At 42.7% G+C, this 18772-nt stretch carries 17 protein-coding genes and 2 pseudogenes; 10 read left to right on the top strand and 9 right to left on the bottom strand.

The features are described from left to right. Positions 1-2 precede the first annotated feature (2 nt). Positions 3-599, bottom strand: a complete 597-nt coding sequence (locus KT990_RS04125) for a phosphatase PAP2 family protein (RefSeq protein WP_005096450.1) — start codon at positions 597-599, stop codon at positions 3-5. A gap of 164 nt (positions 600-763) precedes the next feature. Continuing rightward, positions 764-1468 (bottom strand): SIMPL domain-containing protein, encoded by a 705-nt coding sequence (locus KT990_RS04120; RefSeq protein ID WP_159515942.1) that lies wholly within the window; start codon positions 1466-1468, stop codon positions 764-766. A gap of 476 nt (positions 1469-1944) precedes the next feature. On the opposite strand from KT990_RS04120, the gene KT990_RS04115 reads away from it, so the two are divergent. The 10 genes from KT990_RS04115 to KT990_RS04070 all read left to right on the top strand — a co-directional run bounded on the left by KT990_RS04115 (position 1945) and on the right by KT990_RS04070 (position 12727). Further along, positions 1945-3318, top strand: a complete 1374-nt coding sequence (locus KT990_RS04115) for a diaminobutyrate--2-oxoglutarate transaminase (RefSeq protein WP_218209210.1) — start codon at positions 1945-1947, stop codon at positions 3316-3318. A gap of 3 nt (positions 3319-3321) precedes the next feature. Next, complete coding sequence (locus KT990_RS04110) at positions 3322-4854, top strand: pyridoxal phosphate-dependent decarboxylase family protein (RefSeq protein WP_005096455.1); 1533 nt, start codon at positions 3322-3324, stop codon at positions 4852-4854. Positions 4855-5283: 429 nt separating this feature from the next. Continuing rightward, the gene (locus tag KT990_RS04105) at positions 5284-6315 is read left to right on the top strand and encodes a substrate-binding domain-containing protein (protein WP_005171700.1); all 1032 of its coding nucleotides are present in this window, start codon (positions 5284-5286) and stop codon (positions 6313-6315) included. Positions 6316-6419: 104 nt separating this feature from the next. Further along, positions 6420-7799: a phosphate ABC transporter permease subunit PstC gene (gene pstC, locus KT990_RS04100; protein ID WP_218209209.1), complete on the top strand. Its 1380-nt coding sequence runs from the start codon at positions 6420-6422 to the stop codon at positions 7797-7799. Beyond that, positions 7799-9190, top strand: coding sequence for a phosphate ABC transporter permease PstA (pstA, locus tag KT990_RS04095; protein ID WP_005096458.1), 1392 nt, complete (start codon positions 7799-7801; stop codon positions 9188-9190). Before pstC ends, pstA begins: the two co-directional genes overlap by 1 nt. Before the next feature lie 13 nt (positions 9191-9203). Then, positions 9204-10118 (top strand): phosphate ABC transporter ATP-binding protein PstB, encoded by a 915-nt coding sequence (gene pstB / locus KT990_RS04090; RefSeq protein ID WP_218209208.1) that lies wholly within the window; start codon positions 9204-9206, stop codon positions 10116-10118. 86 nt (positions 10119-10204) lie between these two features. Beyond that, on the top strand, positions 10205-10810 hold the full coding sequence (locus tag KT990_RS04085; RefSeq protein ID WP_218209207.1) for a hypothetical protein: 606 nt from the start codon (positions 10205-10207) through the stop codon (positions 10808-10810). A gap of 119 nt (positions 10811-10929) precedes the next feature. Continuing rightward, positions 10930-11892, top strand: coding sequence for a protease SohB (sohB, locus tag KT990_RS04080; protein ID WP_218209206.1), 963 nt, complete (start codon positions 10930-10932; stop codon positions 11890-11892). 109 nt (positions 11893-12001) lie between these two features. Beyond that, complete coding sequence (locus KT990_RS04075) at positions 12002-12463, top strand: hypothetical protein (RefSeq protein WP_005096462.1); 462 nt, start codon at positions 12002-12004, stop codon at positions 12461-12463. Positions 12464-12490: 27 nt separating this feature from the next. Continuing rightward, positions 12491-12727, top strand: coding sequence for a hypothetical protein (locus tag KT990_RS04070; protein ID WP_218209205.1), 237 nt, complete (start codon positions 12491-12493; stop codon positions 12725-12727). A gap of 65 nt (positions 12728-12792) precedes the next feature. On the opposite strand, the gene KT990_RS04065 is transcribed toward KT990_RS04070, so the two are convergent. The 7 genes and pseudogenes from KT990_RS04065 to KT990_RS13590 form a co-directional block, all read right to left on the bottom strand. Then, positions 12793-13425, bottom strand: coding sequence for a DUF2238 domain-containing protein (locus KT990_RS04065; RefSeq protein WP_180050035.1), 633 nt, complete (start codon positions 13423-13425; stop codon positions 12793-12795). An 89-nt stretch (positions 13426-13514) separates the two neighbouring features. Beyond that, positions 13515-14903 carry an adenylosuccinate lyase gene (gene purB, locus KT990_RS04060; protein WP_218209204.1) on the bottom strand — a complete coding sequence of 463 codons (1389 nt, stop codon included), beginning with the start codon at positions 14901-14903 and terminating at the stop codon, positions 13515-13517. A 54-nt stretch (positions 14904-14957) separates the two neighbouring features. After that, a complete protein-coding gene (gene hflD, locus KT990_RS04055; RefSeq protein WP_005107369.1) occupies positions 14958-15689 on the bottom strand; it encodes a high frequency lysogenization protein HflD in 732 nt (243 codons plus the stop codon). Positions 15690-15696: 7 nt separating this feature from the next. Beyond that, positions 15697-16836, bottom strand: coding sequence for a tRNA 2-thiouridine(34) synthase MnmA (gene mnmA / locus KT990_RS04050; RefSeq protein ID WP_085064280.1), 1140 nt, complete (start codon positions 16834-16836; stop codon positions 15697-15699). 4 nt (positions 16837-16840) lie between these two features. Then, on the bottom strand, positions 16841-17326 hold the full coding sequence (locus tag KT990_RS04045; protein WP_218209203.1) for an NUDIX hydrolase: 486 nt from the start codon (positions 17324-17326) through the stop codon (positions 16841-16843). A gap of 307 nt (positions 17327-17633) precedes the next feature. Further along, positions 17634-17923: pseudogene (locus KT990_RS13655) on the bottom strand (transposase); the annotation flags it as partial. A 104-nt stretch (positions 17924-18027) separates the two neighbouring features. Then, positions 18028-18456: pseudogene (locus KT990_RS13590) on the bottom strand (transposase); the annotation flags it as partial. Between the last annotated feature and the right edge of the window lie 316 nt (positions 18457-18772).

Raw genomic sequence — 18772 nt, 5'->3', positions numbered from 1 at the left:
ATTTATTTAATCCAGCCCATCCGGATTAATGGCGCAAACAGTGACTGATGAATAGTTAAAATAAACTGCATGAGTTTATCCTGATATTTCCACCACAATGGTAATCCAGCTAAATTTACTGTTATTGCAATCAGGAATGCACCCAGCATATCCATCGGAAAATGCACACCGACATAAACACGTGACCAAGCTACTAGCCAAGCTGTCCAGATTAGAATTCTTCCCAAATCACGTTGTGATGAAAAATAACAAGATAGGGCAATCCCACTAAAAATACTCATATGATTGCTGGGAAAAGAACCTGTAGGTGCATGTTCGATCAGGGTGCGACCAATATCTATTACAAACGGACGTGGGGTATTCAGGATCGCGGACAATACCTCGCTGATCGACAAGGTAATTGCTGTAAAAATAAATGCCTTGATAATGCCAGTTTTTACTTCATAACTGCCACGGAACCAGGCAATAGCAAAAATCAGCAGAAAGAGATAAACCAGATCATGCGCAATCAGGGAGGCATATTGGATCATCCAGATCGAGGCGTGTTCAGGTACATTTAGGATATGAAACAGGTAAAGATTCAGTTGGTCAAGAGACATGAGCAGAGAGGATTGGTACAAATGTCCGTTACTCTAAACCGGTCAAACCTCAATTCCTACCTGAGTTTGTATGAATTTGTAGCCTTGATTATTAAAGAATATTCAAATGATAGAAAACCACCCAAAAGGGTGGTTCTTAAAAATCCGAATAATATGATGAAATCTTATTTAAACTGAATCGCACCATTGGCACTCACCGTCATTTGCGATTCACCCGCAGCAACTTCCTGCTCTGGAACAGCCATATCCGCCGATGCAGCTTTCATCATGGCCATACGCGGTACAGGTTGTGGTGAATAGTTATTGGTATTCAGATTTAAGTTTACCAGTTGATAACTCGGTTTGTTCCAGGCTTGAGTCAGTGCCTGTGCGCGTTGCTGGAAGTTTTTAGAGGCTTCAATCATCAGCTCATTTTCGACTTTTTTGCGCTTTTCGTCTGAAACTTTGAAGTTAATCGACTGGGTCTGGAAGTGCTGTTGTAATTCAGCAATCAGTTGAGACGCTGCTTTAAAATCTTTCGATTCCAGACGAATCTGGGCACGTCCACGCCATTCTTTCAATTTGCGGTTATCATTGTCATAAATAGGGTAAGTGCTTTGTGCGCCCGTCTCGATTTTCACAGTTGGATATTTGCGCGCTGTGGCAATGGCCTGATTCATTAGCTGGTTAATTTGTGTAGCCAATTCAGCTGGCTGTTTGTTGGATTTTTCAATATAAAGCACGGCATGCATTTCATCATTCGAGATTTCACGACTGGCCTCTGCTGAAAGATTCACAACATTGTAATTCAGCGATTCGGCCGGAGCTGCAAATGCGCCTGTGGCCAAGGTAGATGCAAGGATAAAACTGGTAAGTGCTAAGAGACGCATGAAATTGTCCTGTTTTTCTTAAAATTGGCCATCTAAGCCGTTGTTAAAATATTAAATCTCAATTGTGATCTTTTTACGAAATATTTGTGGTAAGAGTGTTAAATTTTCTTTCATTTTACACTCTTACTTGATTTATGTTTATCGTTAATAATTAAGTGCTTAATGGTGGATTTTAAGCTTTTTTGCCTGAATGTTAGCTGTGCTACAAAAAAGCATAAAAGAACCCGCTTTTCTTTCTGCTGTCACACTGTAAGATGATCATTCAGGTTATAGGTTGGTGTGATGTTTTTTTTCGATAAAGATTAGGACAAAATGCGACTGAAAGTTGTTTATTTTCCTGAAAAATTCGGTATCATCCGCCTCCTAGTTATTTAAATACAAACTGCTAGCTAGAACCTCTTTATAAAGCGCCGAGTCAAAGGACCAAACGTCACCAGACTTATTTCTTTCACCCATATCAGAGATGGTAATTCGATATGAGCGTTACTTCTGTAAACCCTGCCACCAATTCCACAAACGAATACTACTTGACTCGCCAAAGTCAGATGGAATCGAATGTGCGTAGTTATCCACGTAAATTACCGTTAGCGATAGCGAAAGCACAAGGTTGCTGGGTTACCGATGTTGAAGGTACTGAGTACCTTGATTGTTTAGCTGGGGCAGGGACGTTGGCATTGGGCCATAATCATCCTGCAGTCATTCAAAGTATCCAGGATACAATTGCAAGCGGCTTGCCATTGCATACTCTGGATTTAACTACGCCTTTAAAAGATGCTTTTACTGAAGCACTTCTTTCTTATCTTCCAGGTGGTCAAGAAGAATACTGCTTGCAGTTCTGTGGCCCATCCGGTGCAGATGCAACAGAAGCCGCGATTAAACTTGCGAAAACCTTTACCGGTCGTAGCTCGGTGATCAGCTTCTCTGGTGGCTATCATGGTATGACGCATGGTGCATTGGCCATGACCGGTAACCTGTCTGCGAAAAACGCAGTTAACGGTTTGATGCCAGGCGTTCAATTCATGCCGTATCCGCATGAATACCGTTGCCCATTGGGTCTTGGTGGTGAAGCGGGTGTTGATGCTTTAACGTATTTCTTTGAAAACTTCATTGAAGATGTAGAAAGCGGTGTGACTAAACCGGCAGCTGTAATTCTTGAAGCGATTCAAGGAGAAGGCGGTGTGGTAACTGCACCTGTGAAATGGTTGAAGAAAATCCGTGAAGTGACTGAAAAGCACAACATCGTGTTGATTCTTGATGAAGTTCAAGCGGGCTTTGCACGTTCAGGCAAAATGTTTGCCTTTGAACATGCGGGCATCGAACCTGATGTGGTGGTGATGTCTAAAGCTGTTGGTGGTAGCTTGCCGCTCGCAGTCCTCGGTATTAAACGTAAGTTTGATGCTTGGCAGCCAGCAGGTCATACCGGTACGTTCCGTGGTAACCAGTTGGCAATGGGTACAGGTCTTGCAACGATCAATACCATTAAAGAACAAAACCTGGCGCAAAATGCCCAAGAACGCGGTGATTTCCTGCAAGCTGAGATTAAACAACTAGCTGCCGAATTCCCATGTATTGGTAACGTGCGCGGTCGCGGTTTGATGATTGGTGTTGAAATTGTGGACGAGCGCCAAAAGGCAGATCACATGGGTTCTTTACCTGCTGATGGTCAGTTGGCAGCAGCGATCCAGACGGCATGTTTCAACAATAAATTATTGCTTGAGAAAGGTGGTCGTAACGGTACGGTAATTCGTTTACTTTGCCCATTGATCATCACGCATGACGAATGTGTTGAAGTGATTGCTCGCTTTAAGAAAGCAGTTGCTGAAGCTCTTGTTGCAGTTCGAGGCGCATAATTCATGGTAGATTTTGCAGAACATCGTAAAGCTTTACTTTGTAATGATGCTGCATCCATCGCTGACTACCAGTCAGCGATGGATCAAGCGACCAAAGCGGTTGCAGCATGGTTGCAAAATGACAAAATGTACACGGGTGGCAGCATTAACGAGCTGCGCAGCGCGATTGCGTTTAATCCTTCTAAACAGGGGTTGGGTGTAGAGAAATCTTTAGAGCGTATGGTTGAACTTTTTCTGAATAAAAGTTTAAAAGTTCATCATCCGCATTCGCTTGCACATCTTCACTGTCCAACCATGGTGACCAGCCAGATTGCGGAAGTGCTGATTAATGCAACCAACCAGTCAATGGACTCATGGGATCAAAGCCCGGCCGGTTCATTGATGGAAGTTCAGTTAATCGACTGGTTACGTCAAAAAGTAGGCTATGGCGCAGGTCAGGCAGGCGTATTCACCTCTGGTGGTACACAGTCTAACCTGATGGGCGTACTGCTGGCACGTGATGCTTGCATCGCGAAAAACTGGAAAGACGAAAACGGTAAGCCGTGGTCGGTTCAGCGTGATGGTATTCCTGCGGATGCGATGCGTAATGTCAAAGTCATCTGTTCTGAAAATGCACATTTCTCTGTGCAAAAGAACATGGCGATGATGGGCATGGGTTTCCAGTCAGTGGTGACTGTTCCTGTCGATGAAAATGCGCGCATGGACATGGACGCACTGGAAAAAACCATGGCGCACCTTCAAAACGAAGGCAAAATCGTGGCATGTGTGGTGGCAACTGCGGGTACTACCGATGCAGGTGCAATCGATCCACTGAAGAAAGTCCGTGAAATCACCAACCAATATGGCGCGTGGATGCACATCGATGCAGCTTGGGGTGGTGCTTTAATTCTGTCTAATGATCATCGCGATATGTTAGATGGTATCGAGCTATCTGATTCGATTACGCTCGATTTCCATAAGCATTATTTCCAGACCATTTCGTGTGGCGCGTTCTTGCTGAAAGACGAAGCAAACTATCGTTTCATGCATTATGAAGCGGAGTACTTGAACTCTGCCTATGATGAAGAACATGGTGTGCCGAACCTGGTATCGAAGTCACTACAAACCACGCGTCGTTTTGATGCGTTGAAATTGTGGATGACGGTTGAAGCATTAGGCGAAGAGCTTTATGGTTCAATGATCGATCACGGTGTTGGTTTGACGCGTGATGTGGCAGATTATATTAAAGTGACTGATGGTCTGGAGCTTCTGCTTGAGCCGCAATTTGCCTCGGTACTGTTCCGTGTGGTTCCAGCGGGCTATCCGGTTGAACTTTTAGATACACTGAACCAGAACGTGGCAGATGAGCTGTTTGCACGTGGTGAAGCGAATATTGGTGTGACGAAAGTCGCTCAGGTTCAATCCTTGAAAATGACGACTTTAAGCCCGGTTGCAACGCTGGATAACGTGAAGAACTTGCTGGCACTGGTGCTTGCAGAAGCGGATCGTATCAAAGATTCAATCGCTGATGGGACTTATACACCGCCAATCGCATAAGCGGTTAAGTGTGAAAAAAGGAGATCGAAAGATCTCCTTTTTTTATTTTTGAGTCATAGAATGATCAATTTCTATAGGTAGATTCATCAGAAAAATACCGAATATCTGTAATTATTTTAAGCTGTTATAAAATCGTCATCTAATTATGTAACGCTAGGGAGCAGGATTTATCCTGAGTTCAGGTTTATAAAAATTGTTACATGTCATTGGTCTAAAATTTTTTATTGAAGTGAATGACAAAAAGAACTTAATCATTGAAATCCATAAAAATTTAATCAAGAAAAAACTGCTAGATTAAAAATCACTAAATCGTAATAAAGCTGTAACTTATCTGTCATATTCTAAAATCAAAATGCAGGTATCGAAAGAAGTACAAAACTGAATAAAAAGTGGCGTACTCCAAATTGTATAAATGAGAGAGATACTAGAATGCGCTTTACAAATATAGCTTTAGCATTGGCATTAACAGGGGCAGCTGCTGTAACGACTGCACATGCAGCTCGTGACACGATTCAAATTGCAGGTTCTTCAACTGTACTTCCATATGCCAGTATCGTGGCGGAAGAATTCGGTAATACCTTCCCACAATTCAAAACACCAGTGGTCGGTTCTGGCGGTTCGTCAGGTGGTTTAAAGCAGTTCTGTAATGGCGTGGGTGATAACACCATTGATATCGCGAACTCTTCGCGTCAAATCAAATCTACCGAGCTGGCTGAATGTAAAAAGAACGGCGTTAACCAAGTATTAGAAATCAAAATCGGTTATGACGGTATCGTATTTGCTTCAAATGCTAACAAGGCTGCTTATAAGTTGCGTCCACAGCATGTCTTCGCTGCACTTGCTGCACAACTTCCATCAAATGGCAAAATGGTCGCCAATCCGTATACACGCTGGAACCAAATTGACAAAGCACTTCCGAATGAGCCGATCACGCTGGTGATTCCTGCTTCGAATCATGGTACGCGCGAAGTGTTCCAGGAGAAAATGGTGGATGCAGGTTGTGAATCGTATGCTGCAATTAAGTCTCTAGATAAAGATGCCAAGAAAAAAGCATGTACCACATTCCGTAAAGATGGCCGTGTAGTTGAAATTGCAGGCGACTATACCGAGACACTGGCGCGTTTGAAAACTTCTCCAAGTGCAGTCGGGGTGTTTGGCCTGGGCTTCTATGACCAGAACCGTGACCGCTTACGTGTTGCAACTGTGAATAATGTAGCGCCTTCTGAAAAAACGATTTTGAATGGTGCTTATCCGGTATCACGTCCATTGTTCTTCTACGTGAAAGGCGAACACTTGAAATCGATCAAAGGCCTACCACAGTTTACTGAATACTTCCTGAACAAGAAGGTATCTGGTAAGGGCTCTAAGCTGGAAAAAGCGGGTCTGATTTCAATGTCTGATAAAGAACGCGCAGCAGTCCTTGCAAATTTCAAGGCTGGTAAAGCGGTCATTGTAAAATAATCGATGATTTTGAAATCGCTGGTGGTAGGGTCAACCTACCATCGGCTTTTTGCGATAAACAAGTTTTTTCAAACCATGAAAATTGAGAAAACAGTGGAGAATACATGAATCTGCTACTTATAGGTGTGTTATTGGCCATTATGGCCATAGCCTATCAAATCGGATTAAGTAAAAGCCGTAACTTAGCAGGTAAGGGAAGCAATTCTGCAAACTTACACTCGCGTCCCGGATATTATGGTGCACTGGTGGCACTGTGGTGTGGTATCCCTGCGTTTTTAATTTTGATTGTTTGGAATATGGTTGAGCCAAGTTTTCTGGAGCAGGTGGTACTCAACCATTTGCCGCAGGATATTTCGGCCAGTCTGGATCAGGCAAGTCTTGGCGTTGTGGTTGATCGCGTTCAGGCACTTGCATCAGGTTTTGGTGTCAGTGATACACCTGCAGCCTATGAACTGGCCGCTGCCGAGCAGCTGGCGAAGTTTTCGACCATCGGCACTTTTGCCAAGCTCGCAGTGGTGATTTCGGCTGCACTGGCCGGACTGGTCTGGGCCAAAAAACGTATTAGCCAGGAATTCCGCGCACGTAACCAAGTCGAAAAAATGATTAATATCGGCTTGGCACTGTGTTCAGGTGTGGCGATTCTGACTACTCTCGGAATTGTGATGTCGATGTTTGGCGAGGCGATGCGTTTCTTCAGCTTCGTCAGTCCACTGGATTTCTTCTTTGGTACCGAATGGAACCCGGGTTTTAGTACTTCTGGCAGTGCCGAGGGCAGTTACGGTTTATTGCCACTGCTGTGGGGTACGCTCATGGTCAGTGCGATCGCACTTTTGGTTGCCGTACCGGTCGGTCTGATGATTGCGATCTATCTGGCAGAATATGCATCACCGCGCTTCCGCTCTTGGGCAAAACCTACGATTGAAGTGTTGGCGGGTATTCCTACGATTGTTTATGGTGTCTTTGCCTTGATGATCATCGGTCCATTTCTTAAAGCCATGGGTGCCATGGTCGGACTCGAAATTAATGCCACCAGTGCGCTGACCGCGGGTCTGGTGATGGGCATCATGATTATTCCATTCGTATCTTCTCTATCCGATGACATTATTACCCAGGTGCCACGTGCCTTACGTGATGGTTCTCTGGGGCTAGGTGCAACCAAATCTGAAACGATCCGTCAGGTGGTTTTACCTGCAGCTTTGCCGGGTATTATTGGTGCGTTCCTGTTGGCAGCATCCCGTGCAATTGGTGAAACCATGATCGTGGTACTTGCAGCGGGGAACAGTCCGCAGCTGCATGCCAATCCACTTGAAGCCGTATCTACGGTCACCATTACCATCGTCAATCAATTAACAGGTGATACCGACTTTGCCAGTCCGCAAGCACTTGTGGCCTTTGCCCTGGGACTGACCTTATTTGTGATTACCCTAGGTTTGAACATTGTTGCACTGATCATCGTGCGTAAATATCGTGAGCAATACGACTAATGAGTACTTCAAATACAACGCCTGTGGATCAGCGTGTTGATCCATCCGTCGCTGCCGAGCTGCGTGAAAAGCGTAAGAAGACCATTCAAAGCTCTTTGGGGCGACGTCATCGTAAAGAAAAAACATTCCGTCTATTTGGTTTCTCTGCGGTATTGGCCGGTCTGTTCTTTGTGGTATTGCTCTTCGGCAGTATTTTATCCAAAGGTTTGCCTGCCTTCTGGCAAAGCAGCATGAGTTTGCCGATTCATTTCGATCCGGCCATTGTAGAGATTGGTCCAAAACCCAAGCCAGCTGCGGGGGAGTCTCCGGCGCAGTTTGAAGAGCGTATGATTGCCTGGCAAATGGATGTCGGCATGGTGGACTGGGATGCACTGATCATCAACGGCATGATCGCCAGAGACAGCAAGCTGGAAAGTCAGCGTGATGAACTGGGTTATTTATATACCAGTTCTGAGGCTTATCGCTTACGTGACATGGTCATGAATGATCCAAGTCTGGTCGGTCAAAGCACAGAGGTTAAAATTCTGGCAGATGCCAATGTCGATGTCTGGCTGGCGGGTAATATTGATCGTTCGTTACCAGCAGAACAGCAACAACTCAGTCCTGAAGTACGCCAGGTGGCGGACGAGATGAAAGCCTCAGGTGTAATCGAAAACAGTTTCAATACTAATATTTTTACCAGCCCTGACTCGCGTAGTTCACCGGCAACGTCAGGTCTGGCAGGCGCTTTCATGGGCTCACTGTTCATGATGATGATCGTGATCTTTATCTCGATTCCAATTGGGGTGGCATCTGCGATCTATCTGGAAGAGTTTGCGCCGAAAAACTGGATTACCGATATTGTCGAAGTCAACATCAACAACCTGGCAGCAGTCCCATCGATTGTGTTTGGTTTGCTGGGTGCCGCGATCTTTATTGGCTGGATGCATTTACCGCTATCGGCCCCTCTGGTCGGTGGTCTAGTGCTGAGTCTGATGACTTTGCCAACTGTCATCATCACCACACGTGCATCGCTTAAAGCGGTTCCACCTTCGATTCGTCAGGCAGCGTTGGGCTTGGGTGCTTCACGACTACAAACGGTTTTTCATCATGTCTTGCCATTGGCTTTGCCGGGTATTTTAACTGGTGCTATTATCGGGGTCGCGCAAGCATTAGGGGAAACTGCACCATTGTTATTAATCGGGATGAGTGCTTTTGTTGCCAGCGTTCCAGCCACACCATTTGATCAGTCTACAGCGTTACCTGTGCAGATTTTCTTATGGCAGGGCAATGAGTTACGTAACTTCTTTGAAGGGCGTACCGCAGCAGCAATTATTGTACTTCTGGCCATGATGATCAGCTTGAACAGTCTGGCCATCTGGTTACGTAAAAAGTTTGAAGTCCGTTGGTAATAGGGGCAGAATCATGAACACAACTGTTATTCAAAACTCCTTAAAAAAGGATCAATCCGTGAATCCACAACAGACACAATTCACTAATGATGAGGCTACACCAAAGCCAGCAACATCGTTTGTCTCCCAATTCGATATGCAAAGTAGCAGCAAAAAAGATGAAAAGTCGACAAATGTGAAACTGAGTACATCTGATGTGCATGTGTACTATGGTGAAGCGGAAGCGATTAAAGGCATTGACCTGAACATTTATGAAAATGAAGTGATTGCTTTTATTGGGCCATCAGGCTGTGGTAAGTCAACCTTTCTGCGTACCCTAAACCGCATGAATGACACCATTGACAGTTGTCGTGTGACCGGTAAAGTCATGCTGGACAATCAGGACATTTATGATCCAAACCTGGATGTGGTCTTGCTACGTGCTCAAGTCGGTATGGTATTCCAGAAGCCCAACCCGTTTCCAAAGTCTATTTTTGACAACGTTTCTTACGGCCCGAAATTACATGGTCTTGCACGTGATAAATACGATCTTGAAGAAATTGTCGAAGGCAGTTTGCGTAAAGCCGGTTTGTGGGAAGAAGTAAAAGACCGTTTGAATCAGCCGGGAACAGGTTTGTCAGGTGGTCAGCAGCAACGTTTATGTATCGCGCGTACCATCGCAGTTTCGCCTGAAGTGATTCTGATGGATGAACCATGTTCTGCGCTGGATCCAATTGCAACAGCAAAAGTAGAAGAGCTGATTTCTGAGCTTTCAACTCAATATACCATTGCGATTGTAACCCACTCCATGCAACAGGCAGCGCGTGTATCTGACCGTACTGCGTATTTCCATCTGGGTGATTTAATTGAGGTGAATGCGACCGAAAAAGTCTTTACCCAACCAGATCATCAATTGACTGAAGCTTATATTACAGGGCGTTTTGGTTAATACGATTTTAAAAATAAATCTTTTAAAACAGAATCTTAGGATTCTGTTTTTTTTTGTTATGTTCTATAAGTTTTTTAAAAATTATAATGACAATGCAACAGACCCCTGAATTTAAAGAAAAAGCTAAACTGACGCAAATCGCGATGAAAGATATGTTCTATGTGCTTTTTGGAACGGCTTATATGCATCAATATTTTGATTTAGTGATGGTGCTGTTCAGTATCATATTAGCCTTGATTGTCCCTTATGAAGGCTTGTTCATTACTTCACAAAGTCAGGGAATGACCAACTATCATCGTTGGCTCTATGACGTGTTTGTGATCGTGAATACTTTCTTGGGCTTTGTGATTTTTTATATGTTAAAGCATCAAAAATATAATATTGAAGTTAAACAAAAATGGCGTGTTTATATTACAGCACATGCTCAATTTAAATTTCATCGTTATCTAAAAGTACAAGAGAAGGGCAAGAAACCATTAATGCATACGCGTTTTGGTGAATACTTCTTTGTGCTTATTACGATCATTTTTTTTATTGCGGTATATTCATTGATGACCCCTTCGGGGACAAGTCATCGAGGTTTTATTATATTAACCTGGTGGCCAATGAATGCTTTGATTATAGCTGTAATCTATACACTTTTATTTATTTGGTATTTTCGTTTGTTCGCGATTCATGAAATTATGAATTAATATAAATTATTGATTCGTCGTGGACATGCTTGGCAACAAGATCAATAAATGCTGTTGAAAAAATCAGAATTGACCTAATCTAAGGATATAAGCCGAATTAAATAGAGAATAGATTTTTTATGTTATTTCATAGTCCGAAACTGCCCGCTGAAATCCGTGTCAGTCATTTAAATGCGCGTATCAATGAACAACGAAAAAAAATAGCGCAAACGACTGGCTCTAAACTGGAGCTTTTGCAGTTGTCACAACAGCTGTCAAAAGAAGCACGTGCACGCAAGAAAACCAATCAAAAAATCTATGTCTTGGACTTTAAAGGCGATATGGCCGCTTCTGCGGTCGAAAGTTTACGTGAAGAAATTACCCTGATTTTATCCACGGCTAAAGCGGGCCGTGACCGTGTTGTGGTGCGTTTAGAAAGCCCGGGTGGTATGGTGCATGGCTACGGTCTGGCCGCTGCTCAACTGGTACGTTTACGTGATGCCGGTTTTCACTTGACCATCTGTGTCGATAAAGTAGCGGCCAGTGGCGGTTATATGATGGCGTGTATCGCAAATGAAGTTGTGTCTGCACCATTTGCGATTGTCGGTTCGATTGGGGTGGTGGCTCAAGTGCCTAACTTTAACCGTCTGCTGAAAGACAATAAAATCGACTTTGAACTCTATACCGCAGGTCAGTACAAACGTACCGTGACCATGTTTGGTGAAAACACCGAAGAAGGGAAGGCCAAGTTTGAAGAAGAGTTACAGCAAACGCATGCCTTGTTCAAACATTTTGTAGAAAAATACCGTCCGCAGCTGAATGTGGGAAAAGTGGCAACCGGTGAGCATTGGTATGGTCGTGATGCACTGGATTTAAATCTGGTAGATAAACTGCAAACTTCAGATGAATATTTACTGCACTTGCTGACGCAACATGATGTTTATTCGATCCAGACCCGCAAGAAACCAACCTTGGGTGAAAAGCTGGGTTTACAGGCAGCGCAAATTGCGGATTCATTGATTCCAACCGTAATGAATAAGGTCATGGAAAGCTTAAGCAAAGCCAATGCAAATCTGGTACAGATGCGCGATCCTAAACTCTAATTCAGTTAAAATTGAATATATATTAAAGCTCACTGCGGTGAGCTTTTTTATGCCTTAGGTTATTGTTAGTATGCTATAAAAGATCTAATTCAATGCGGCTTTTACTGGCATGCTCACCCTTATTCTTGTTTTAGGTTTTCTGACTATCGCGATCTGTCCGATAGCATGTGCATTGTACGCTGAAGCCAAGTTACAAAATGAAGATCAAAAAAAACTTTTATTTTGGCTGGGTTTTATCCCAGGGACATGTCTCTTTATTCTATATGCTGTGTTAAAGCCAGATGATCCGCCTGTTATTCCATCGAAGGCATGTGGTGTGGTGCAGTCTTATCAGGTGCATAAAACTCGAGGTGGTAAGGAGTTTGAAGGTGTGATTATTCGCTTTGATGGTGCTCAATATAGTCGCCATTTACTCTTCGATCAGCATCTAGAGAAAATGCCGAAAGCTCAAAAGGTCTGCTTTGAATATTTAGATAAGTTCAAATATCCACATTTGTCAGAATCTAAGTTTGTTCAATGGATTGAACCAACTGAAATGCAAAACATCCCTACAGCTAATCGGATAAAATAAAGCATATTTTATTGTTAGAGCAGAAACATGGCTATAGCTGAAGCATATCTTGCAACACAAAACTGTTATTTTAATTACGAGTTTGAAGAATTGAACTTGAATGATTTCCCAGAAGAATTTTCTATTTCTCTACGTGGGATGATGTATAGACATGAAATTCAATATCCTGATGCAAGCTATTTTATTTATTACAGCGAAATGTTGACGGGTAATGAACTGCAAAAAATGAAAGATGACTGGATGCAATATTGCCCACTCCCATAATTGCAGAATATGAATGTAATAGTTGAGTACAAACCTTAATTCAATGAGATTTTGATTTTAAAAGCTCACTTCGGTGGGCTTCTTTGTAAGAGCATGAGACTACCCGTAAATATCGCGCCTAATGTGGCAAGCAAGATGTCTTTATGCGCATCCCAGCTATCACCTTGCTGTCCATTATAGTTCTCCGCTTCTTCGGGAGATAAGCCAATCGCGATCAACCATTCCAGCCATTCATAGATCATGCTACTGGCCACCACAAACTGAATCACCAGCAGGAAAATGACCACAGGTTTTTGCTGCGGCAACCAGACCTGAAACAGGCGATAGAAAATGGGGTAAAGGAGTAATCCGTAGGCCAGATGAACAAAACGGTCAAACATATTGCGTGACCAATGCATTGCTTCATTCAGATGAAAGCCAAAAATCTGCTCAATCCACTGGTTATAAGGCACATAGGAATACAGATAGTGTGCAGCAATCACATGAACAATCAGGAAAAGGATATATAAATTAAAACTTAAAAAATGCAGCCCAATTTTATATAGACAGACCAGCAGCATGATAAGCATGAAAGCTGTACCGGCCTGATGCAAGAGATAAGCTTCCAGTTCTAAAGGATGAATACTGGCCAATATAATAGCAAGAATTAAAATGCCCAGGCTCGCATAATGCTTGGCGGAAAGTCGCTGCTCAATCATGTCGTTATGATGAAATATCGTTTTTAGAATAAAATACATTATAAATAAAAAGGCGAAGCCTGAGCTTCGCCTTTTGGTCTTATTTTAAATTAGATTTTAGCAATCAGCTCAGCCACTTGTTTGGCCTGTTCAGCAGCATTACCTGTATAAGAAGCAGGTGTCATTTCAGCTAGACGCGCACGATCAGCAGCTGGAACCGCTTCTAACTCGTTACCGTTTACGAAATCAACCATCATGTCGCGAGTCATGGCTTGACCACGAGTCAGGGCTTTTAGTTTTTCGTATGGTTTTTCAACGTTGTAACGACGCATTACAGTTTGAATTGGTTCAGCCAATACTTCTTGCGCATTGTCCAAGTCTTCATTGATACGCGCAGCGTTCAACTCAAGTTTGCCAACACCTTTAGAGCAAGCTTCAAAAGCAATTAAGCTTTGCGCAAAACCAACACCCATGTTGCGAAGCACAGTAGAGTCAGTAAGGTCACGCTGCCAGCGAGAAATTGGCAGTTTTTCACCTAAGTGGGCAAGTACCGCGTTTGCAATACCCAAGTTACCTTCAGAGTTTTCGAAGTCGATCGGGTTAACTTTATGCGGCATGGTTGAAGAACCGACTTCACCTTCTTTCAGTTTTTGCTTGAAGAAACCAAGAGAGATATAGCCCCAAACGTCACGGTTAAAATCGATCAGAATAGTGTTGAAACGACGCAGCGCATCAAACAGTTCTGCCATGTAATCGTGTGGCTCGATCTGAGTAGTGTACGGGTTAAAATCTAGACCCAAAGACTCTACAAATGCTTGTGAATGCGCAGGCCAGTTGATGTCTGGGTAAGCAGAGTAGTGCGCATTGTAGTTACCTACTGCACCATTGATTTTGCCCAGTAGCTCAACATTTTTGAACTGTTTGATTTGACGTGCAAGGCGGTAAGCCACGTTCGCCATTTCTTTACCCAAAGTCGTCGGGCTTGCAGTTTGGCCATGAGTACGAGACAACATTGGCTGGTCTGCATGCTTCTCAGAAAGCGCAACGATTGAATCAATGATTTGCTGCATAGATGCAACCAGTACATCACGACCGCTTTTCAGCATCAAGGCATGCGACAGGTTGTTAATATCTTCAGATGTACATGCAAAGTGAATAAATTCACCGGCATTTTTAAGTTCATCGATATTGGCGATTTTTTCTTTCAGGAAATATTCAACCGCTTTAACGTCGTGGTTGGTGGTGCGTTCGATCTCTTTGATGCGATTAGCATCATTTTCAGAAAAATCGCTCACAATCGCATCAAGCGCTGCATTAGTTTCGCCTGAAAACGCCGGTACTTCAGTAATTTCCGGGTGGTTTGCAAGCGCTTGTAACCAACGCACTTCAACAGTCACACGAGCATGGATTAAACCAAACTCAGAAAGAAAGGGACGTAGAGCATCACATTTGCTCGCGTAACGTCCATCTAATGGAGAAAGTGCAGTTAAAGCGTTCATATCGATTCCTTAGATTTTGGAATTAAACGTAAAACGAAACACGTGCAGCATCAGTTAAACCACCTGAAACTGTAAACGCGCCAGATTCTGAATATCTTGTAGCAACTTGCGTTTGCCAAATACCATGCCCCAAGAGCTGCCACCGAGCTGACGCCACAGATGCGCCATTTGCAAACCGGTAAATAAAGAAGCGCGGATCCGGTTGGTGTGTCCGGCATCTTTAAAGGCTTCGGCATTACCACGCACCATAATGCGCGGATTAATCTGTCCGGCAGTATCGACATAGGTTTGAGCGAGATTGGCAATGATGCTGGGGTGCAGGTAATTATTATCGAAGAAGGAGAGCTGTCTGAGAATTTTCTGTTGGGACTGTTCAATAATTTCAACAAATTTGGGATTGCTATAGACCTTCTTTTCTAACTGAAGAAGTGCCATCGCATAGCTCATGGGAAGTTTAGTGCTGGAAAGTTTTGGAATTCTGGATTTTGGAGAAGTATTGAAGGGTTGAATAATGCTGCTTTCTAATGTTTTTAAACCTAAGGAAATATCGGCCAGTTGATTAAAAAAGTCGAGCGTCTGGGCATTCTGATTGCTGCCGGGACGGATATTAAGACTGGCTCTAATCAACTGTTCAAAATAAAAGTTACCACTTTCACCAATGCTTTGCTGACCCGTCAATGCGGTCATATGGGTCAGCTGGGTGGCCTGAAACACACCCGCTAATGCCAAAGCACGATTTTGACGAGTATTCAACGTTGTGGCCGGTTGAAATGGTAACTCCGTCATGCCGAATTCATCCTTTTATAAAATCAGGTTTAGGTGCATTGGTATGATGAATCACACCACCCCCTAAACAAACTTCACCTGAATAGAACACCACGCTTTGACCCGGGGTCACTGCACGTTGAGGTTCATCAAACTCAACACGAACACCATTCAGTGATTCTGAATCTTGATACACAGTACATGCTTGATCAGTCTGACGGTAACGGGTTTTTGCTGTGCAACGGAAACCTGTTTCAGGAATATCCTGCTCACCTGCGACCCAGTCAATCGCCTCACTCCAAAGTGTAGTACTTTGCATGAGTGGGTGTTCATGGCCTTGGCCGACCACCAGGCGATTACCTTCGATATCTTTATGTAATACGAACCAGGCACCTTCAGCGACGCCTTTCATACCACCAATACCAATGCCACCGCGTTGACCGAGCGTATAGTACATTAAGCCGTGATGATCACCAACCTCTTTACCATCTTCCAGCACGATTTTTCCCGGTTGAGCAGGTAAATATTGCTTTAAAAAGTCATTAAATCGGCGCTCACCAATAAAACAGATGCCAGTCGAATCTTTTTTCTTGGCCGTGACCAGATCTAATTCTTCTGCAATTTTACGGACTTGTGGCTTTTCAATTTCACCAACAGGGAACAGGGTCTTATTAATTTCACGACCATGGACAGCATGCAGGAAGTAAGTCTGGTCTTTGTTATTGTCCACACCACGTAATAAAGGTGCATATTCTTCACCACGTGAGTTGGTCATGGTTTCACCACGACGACAATAGTGACCTGTGGCAATAAAGTCTGCACCCAAGTTAATCGCGTGATCTAAGAAGGCACGGAATTTAATTTCTTTATTACATAAAATGTCTGGGTTTGGCGTACGGCCAGCCGCATATTCCGCCAGGAAATGTTCAAAGACACGGTCCCAATATTCCATGGCAAAGTTTGCAGTATGCAGCTTAATGCCGATTTTGTCGCAAACGGCCTGAGCATCGGCAAGGTCATCCATCGCCGTGCAATATTCTGTGCCGTCATCTTCTTCCCAGTTTTTCATGAAAAGACCTTCAACCTGATAACCTTGTTGAAGTAAAAGGGCAGCAGAAACAGATGAATCTACACCACCTGACATACCGACGATGACACGTTGTTGCATAGGATTAGGCATCCAAATTTGAAATTAAGGGAGAATTTTGGTGCTCGTAAATGAGCGATAAAGGGTATTTTTGACCTGAAAGCGCATCTTGCACGGCTTTAATCACCAATGGACTACGCGCACGAGCAGATTCAATCAGTTCATCGAGCGTCATCCAGACTGCGCCGACAATATCTGTATCTAAAGTGGCATTTGGGTCATAGTCAATGGATTTGGCTAAAAAGCAGAAACGAAAATATGTACGATCCGGGAACATCGGTGGGGTATAGGTATACATTCCTAACAGATGAGTCACTTCAACCCTATGTCCGGTCTCTTCCATGGTTTCACGAATGGCGGCTTCAATAATGGTTTCACCGCATTCAACATGACCTGCTGGCTGATTAAATACCGTGTGTGTCACACCTTCTGTATGTTCTTCTACAAACAGGAATTTTCCGTCTTTTTCAACGACAGTTGCGACAGTGACATGAGCAGTCCAAGCGGTCATAAAGCAGCACCATGGAAAAGGATGCACTATTGTATAAAATTTTGGGGTGTGTGGCTATGATGAGAGGGGGTTTCTTTGATTGTTTAAATGATTGTGATTAGAGGTTTTAAGATGAATGGGATTCTACCATGTAGGAATCAGTGCTATTAATGTGTTTTGATCTTCGCTTATCAGAAAGTGGATGAGTTTAAAAAGTGTACTAGAAAGGAAGTGGGGGGCAGGGAATTATCAATTAAAAGCTCAAATTTAACCTGAAAGATCCAATAAAAAAATGTATAACTGTCAGCTCAGGTTTGAGCTAATACAGATCATTCACTGTTTCAATCAATTCTCTTTTACAAGGCAATTGTTTTTCTTCTTCAGTATGAACGGGTTTGTTTTTCATATTCCTGCGTGATGGGGGCAATATTTTTAGTCTTCTGGCTGCTAAAGCTTCAGCTTTGCTCAAATAGCCTTATCTCCGAGTAAAACTCCTTTTAATTCTTGAGTTAAAGATTCCAGTACAGCAACATCGTGAACATTTCCCGATCTAAGTTTGGGATTAATAATTTCACCTAAATTGTTGATAATCAGATGTAATTTAAAACCATAGAACCATAGAACCATAGAACCATAGAACCATAGAACCATAGAACCATAGAACCATAGAACCATAGAACCATAGAACCATAGAACCATAGAACCATAGAACCATAAAACCACCCGGTACTACTTTTCCCACGACCCGCTAAGCCTTTAAATACACGATGTCTTTGAATTCGAAGATTATGGCAAACAACCAATTTAGTGGAATCAATAATGCTGATCCTTGTATCTTTTCTTTTAACTTGATGGAAGAAACTATTCAAAGCTTGTAAACAACGAGGCATGCTTTCAATAAAGCGGTTGTAGCTAAGAAGTTGAGAAAAAGCGGATTTCCAGAATGGAACGATCATTTGGCAATAAAAATATTTGAAGAATCTAAACCCGGATTGATGAAATAAAATGACAATCGTCATTGCTTCAGACAAGCTTAAGGCTGACTTTTTCAACCTAGATTTTTGATCAGAAATTAAAAATTTCTCTAAAGACTCATTAAATTTTTTGCAAAAATCGTCCAATATACAAAATAATTCGGTAATATGGGCCATTGAAAAGCTTTTTTTTACAATTTTTTCTTTAAAACCAACATGTTATAAATTTAGGGCTTTTTTCTACTCTTTTTTTATATCAAAATCAGGTTAGATAAACTTTTTACAGACAGGTTTGGGTAACCTAGCAGTATGAGAATAAAAATAACAAATAGAACACACTTTTCAAGAATTATAATAAAAAATACTAATTAATTAACTTTTATTGTATTATTTATGTGATTTTAACGTAATTCATTCTCTTCTAATTTGATTTATGAGTTTGTAGCTACTTAATAAGCGGCTTTGAATTTATCTATTTGAGACTTTTATATGC

Origin of the sequence: Acinetobacter sp. F9 (assembly GCF_019195275.1) — a bacterium.
Lineage (GTDB): Bacteria > Pseudomonadota > Gammaproteobacteria > Pseudomonadales > Moraxellaceae > Acinetobacter > Acinetobacter pseudolwoffii.
Note: the sequence above shows the minus strand (reverse complement) of the source record. Positions and strands in the feature narration are given on the sequence as shown.

What these genes read in the sequence shown, in the direction of transcription:
- KT990_RS04125 (WP_005096450.1), bottom strand. Translation starts at nt 599, where the DNA reads ATGTCTCTTGACCAACTGAATCTTTACCTGTTTCATATCCTAAATGTA.
- KT990_RS04120 (WP_159515942.1), bottom strand. Translation starts at nt 1,468, where the DNA reads ATGCGTCTCTTAGCACTTACCAGTTTTATCCTTGCATCTACCTTGGCC.
- KT990_RS04115 (WP_218209210.1), top strand. Translation starts at nt 1,945, where the DNA reads ATGAGCGTTACTTCTGTAAACCCTGCCACCAATTCCACAAACGAATAC.
- KT990_RS04110 (WP_005096455.1), top strand. Translation starts at nt 3,322, where the DNA reads ATGGTAGATTTTGCAGAACATCGTAAAGCTTTACTTTGTAATGATGCT.
- KT990_RS04105 (WP_005171700.1), top strand. Translation starts at nt 5,284, where the DNA reads ATGCGCTTTACAAATATAGCTTTAGCATTGGCATTAACAGGGGCAGCT.
- pstC (WP_218209209.1), top strand. Translation starts at nt 6,420, where the DNA reads ATGAATCTGCTACTTATAGGTGTGTTATTGGCCATTATGGCCATAGCC.
- pstA (WP_005096458.1), top strand. Translation starts at nt 7,799, where the DNA reads ATGAGTACTTCAAATACAACGCCTGTGGATCAGCGTGTTGATCCATCC.
- pstB (WP_218209208.1), top strand. Translation starts at nt 9,204, where the DNA reads ATGAACACAACTGTTATTCAAAACTCCTTAAAAAAGGATCAATCCGTG.
- KT990_RS04085 (WP_218209207.1), top strand. Translation starts at nt 10,205, where the DNA reads ATGACAATGCAACAGACCCCTGAATTTAAAGAAAAAGCTAAACTGACG.
- sohB (WP_218209206.1), top strand. Translation starts at nt 10,930, where the DNA reads ATGTTATTTCATAGTCCGAAACTGCCCGCTGAAATCCGTGTCAGTCAT.
- KT990_RS04075 (WP_005096462.1), top strand. Translation starts at nt 12,002, where the DNA reads ATGCTCACCCTTATTCTTGTTTTAGGTTTTCTGACTATCGCGATCTGT.
- KT990_RS04070 (WP_218209205.1), top strand. Translation starts at nt 12,491, where the DNA reads ATGGCTATAGCTGAAGCATATCTTGCAACACAAAACTGTTATTTTAAT.
- KT990_RS04065 (WP_180050035.1), bottom strand. Translation starts at nt 13,425, where the DNA reads ATGATTGAGCAGCGACTTTCCGCCAAGCATTATGCGAGCCTGGGCATT.
- purB (WP_218209204.1), bottom strand. Translation starts at nt 14,903, where the DNA reads ATGAACGCTTTAACTGCACTTTCTCCATTAGATGGACGTTACGCGAGC.
- hflD (WP_005107369.1), bottom strand. Translation starts at nt 15,689, where the DNA reads ATGACGGAGTTACCATTTCAACCGGCCACAACGTTGAATACTCGTCAA.
- mnmA (WP_085064280.1), bottom strand. Translation starts at nt 16,836, where the DNA reads ATGCAACAACGTGTCATCGTCGGTATGTCAGGTGGTGTAGATTCATCT.
- KT990_RS04045 (WP_218209203.1), bottom strand. Translation starts at nt 17,326, where the DNA reads ATGACCGCTTGGACTGCTCATGTCACTGTCGCAACTGTCGTTGAAAAA.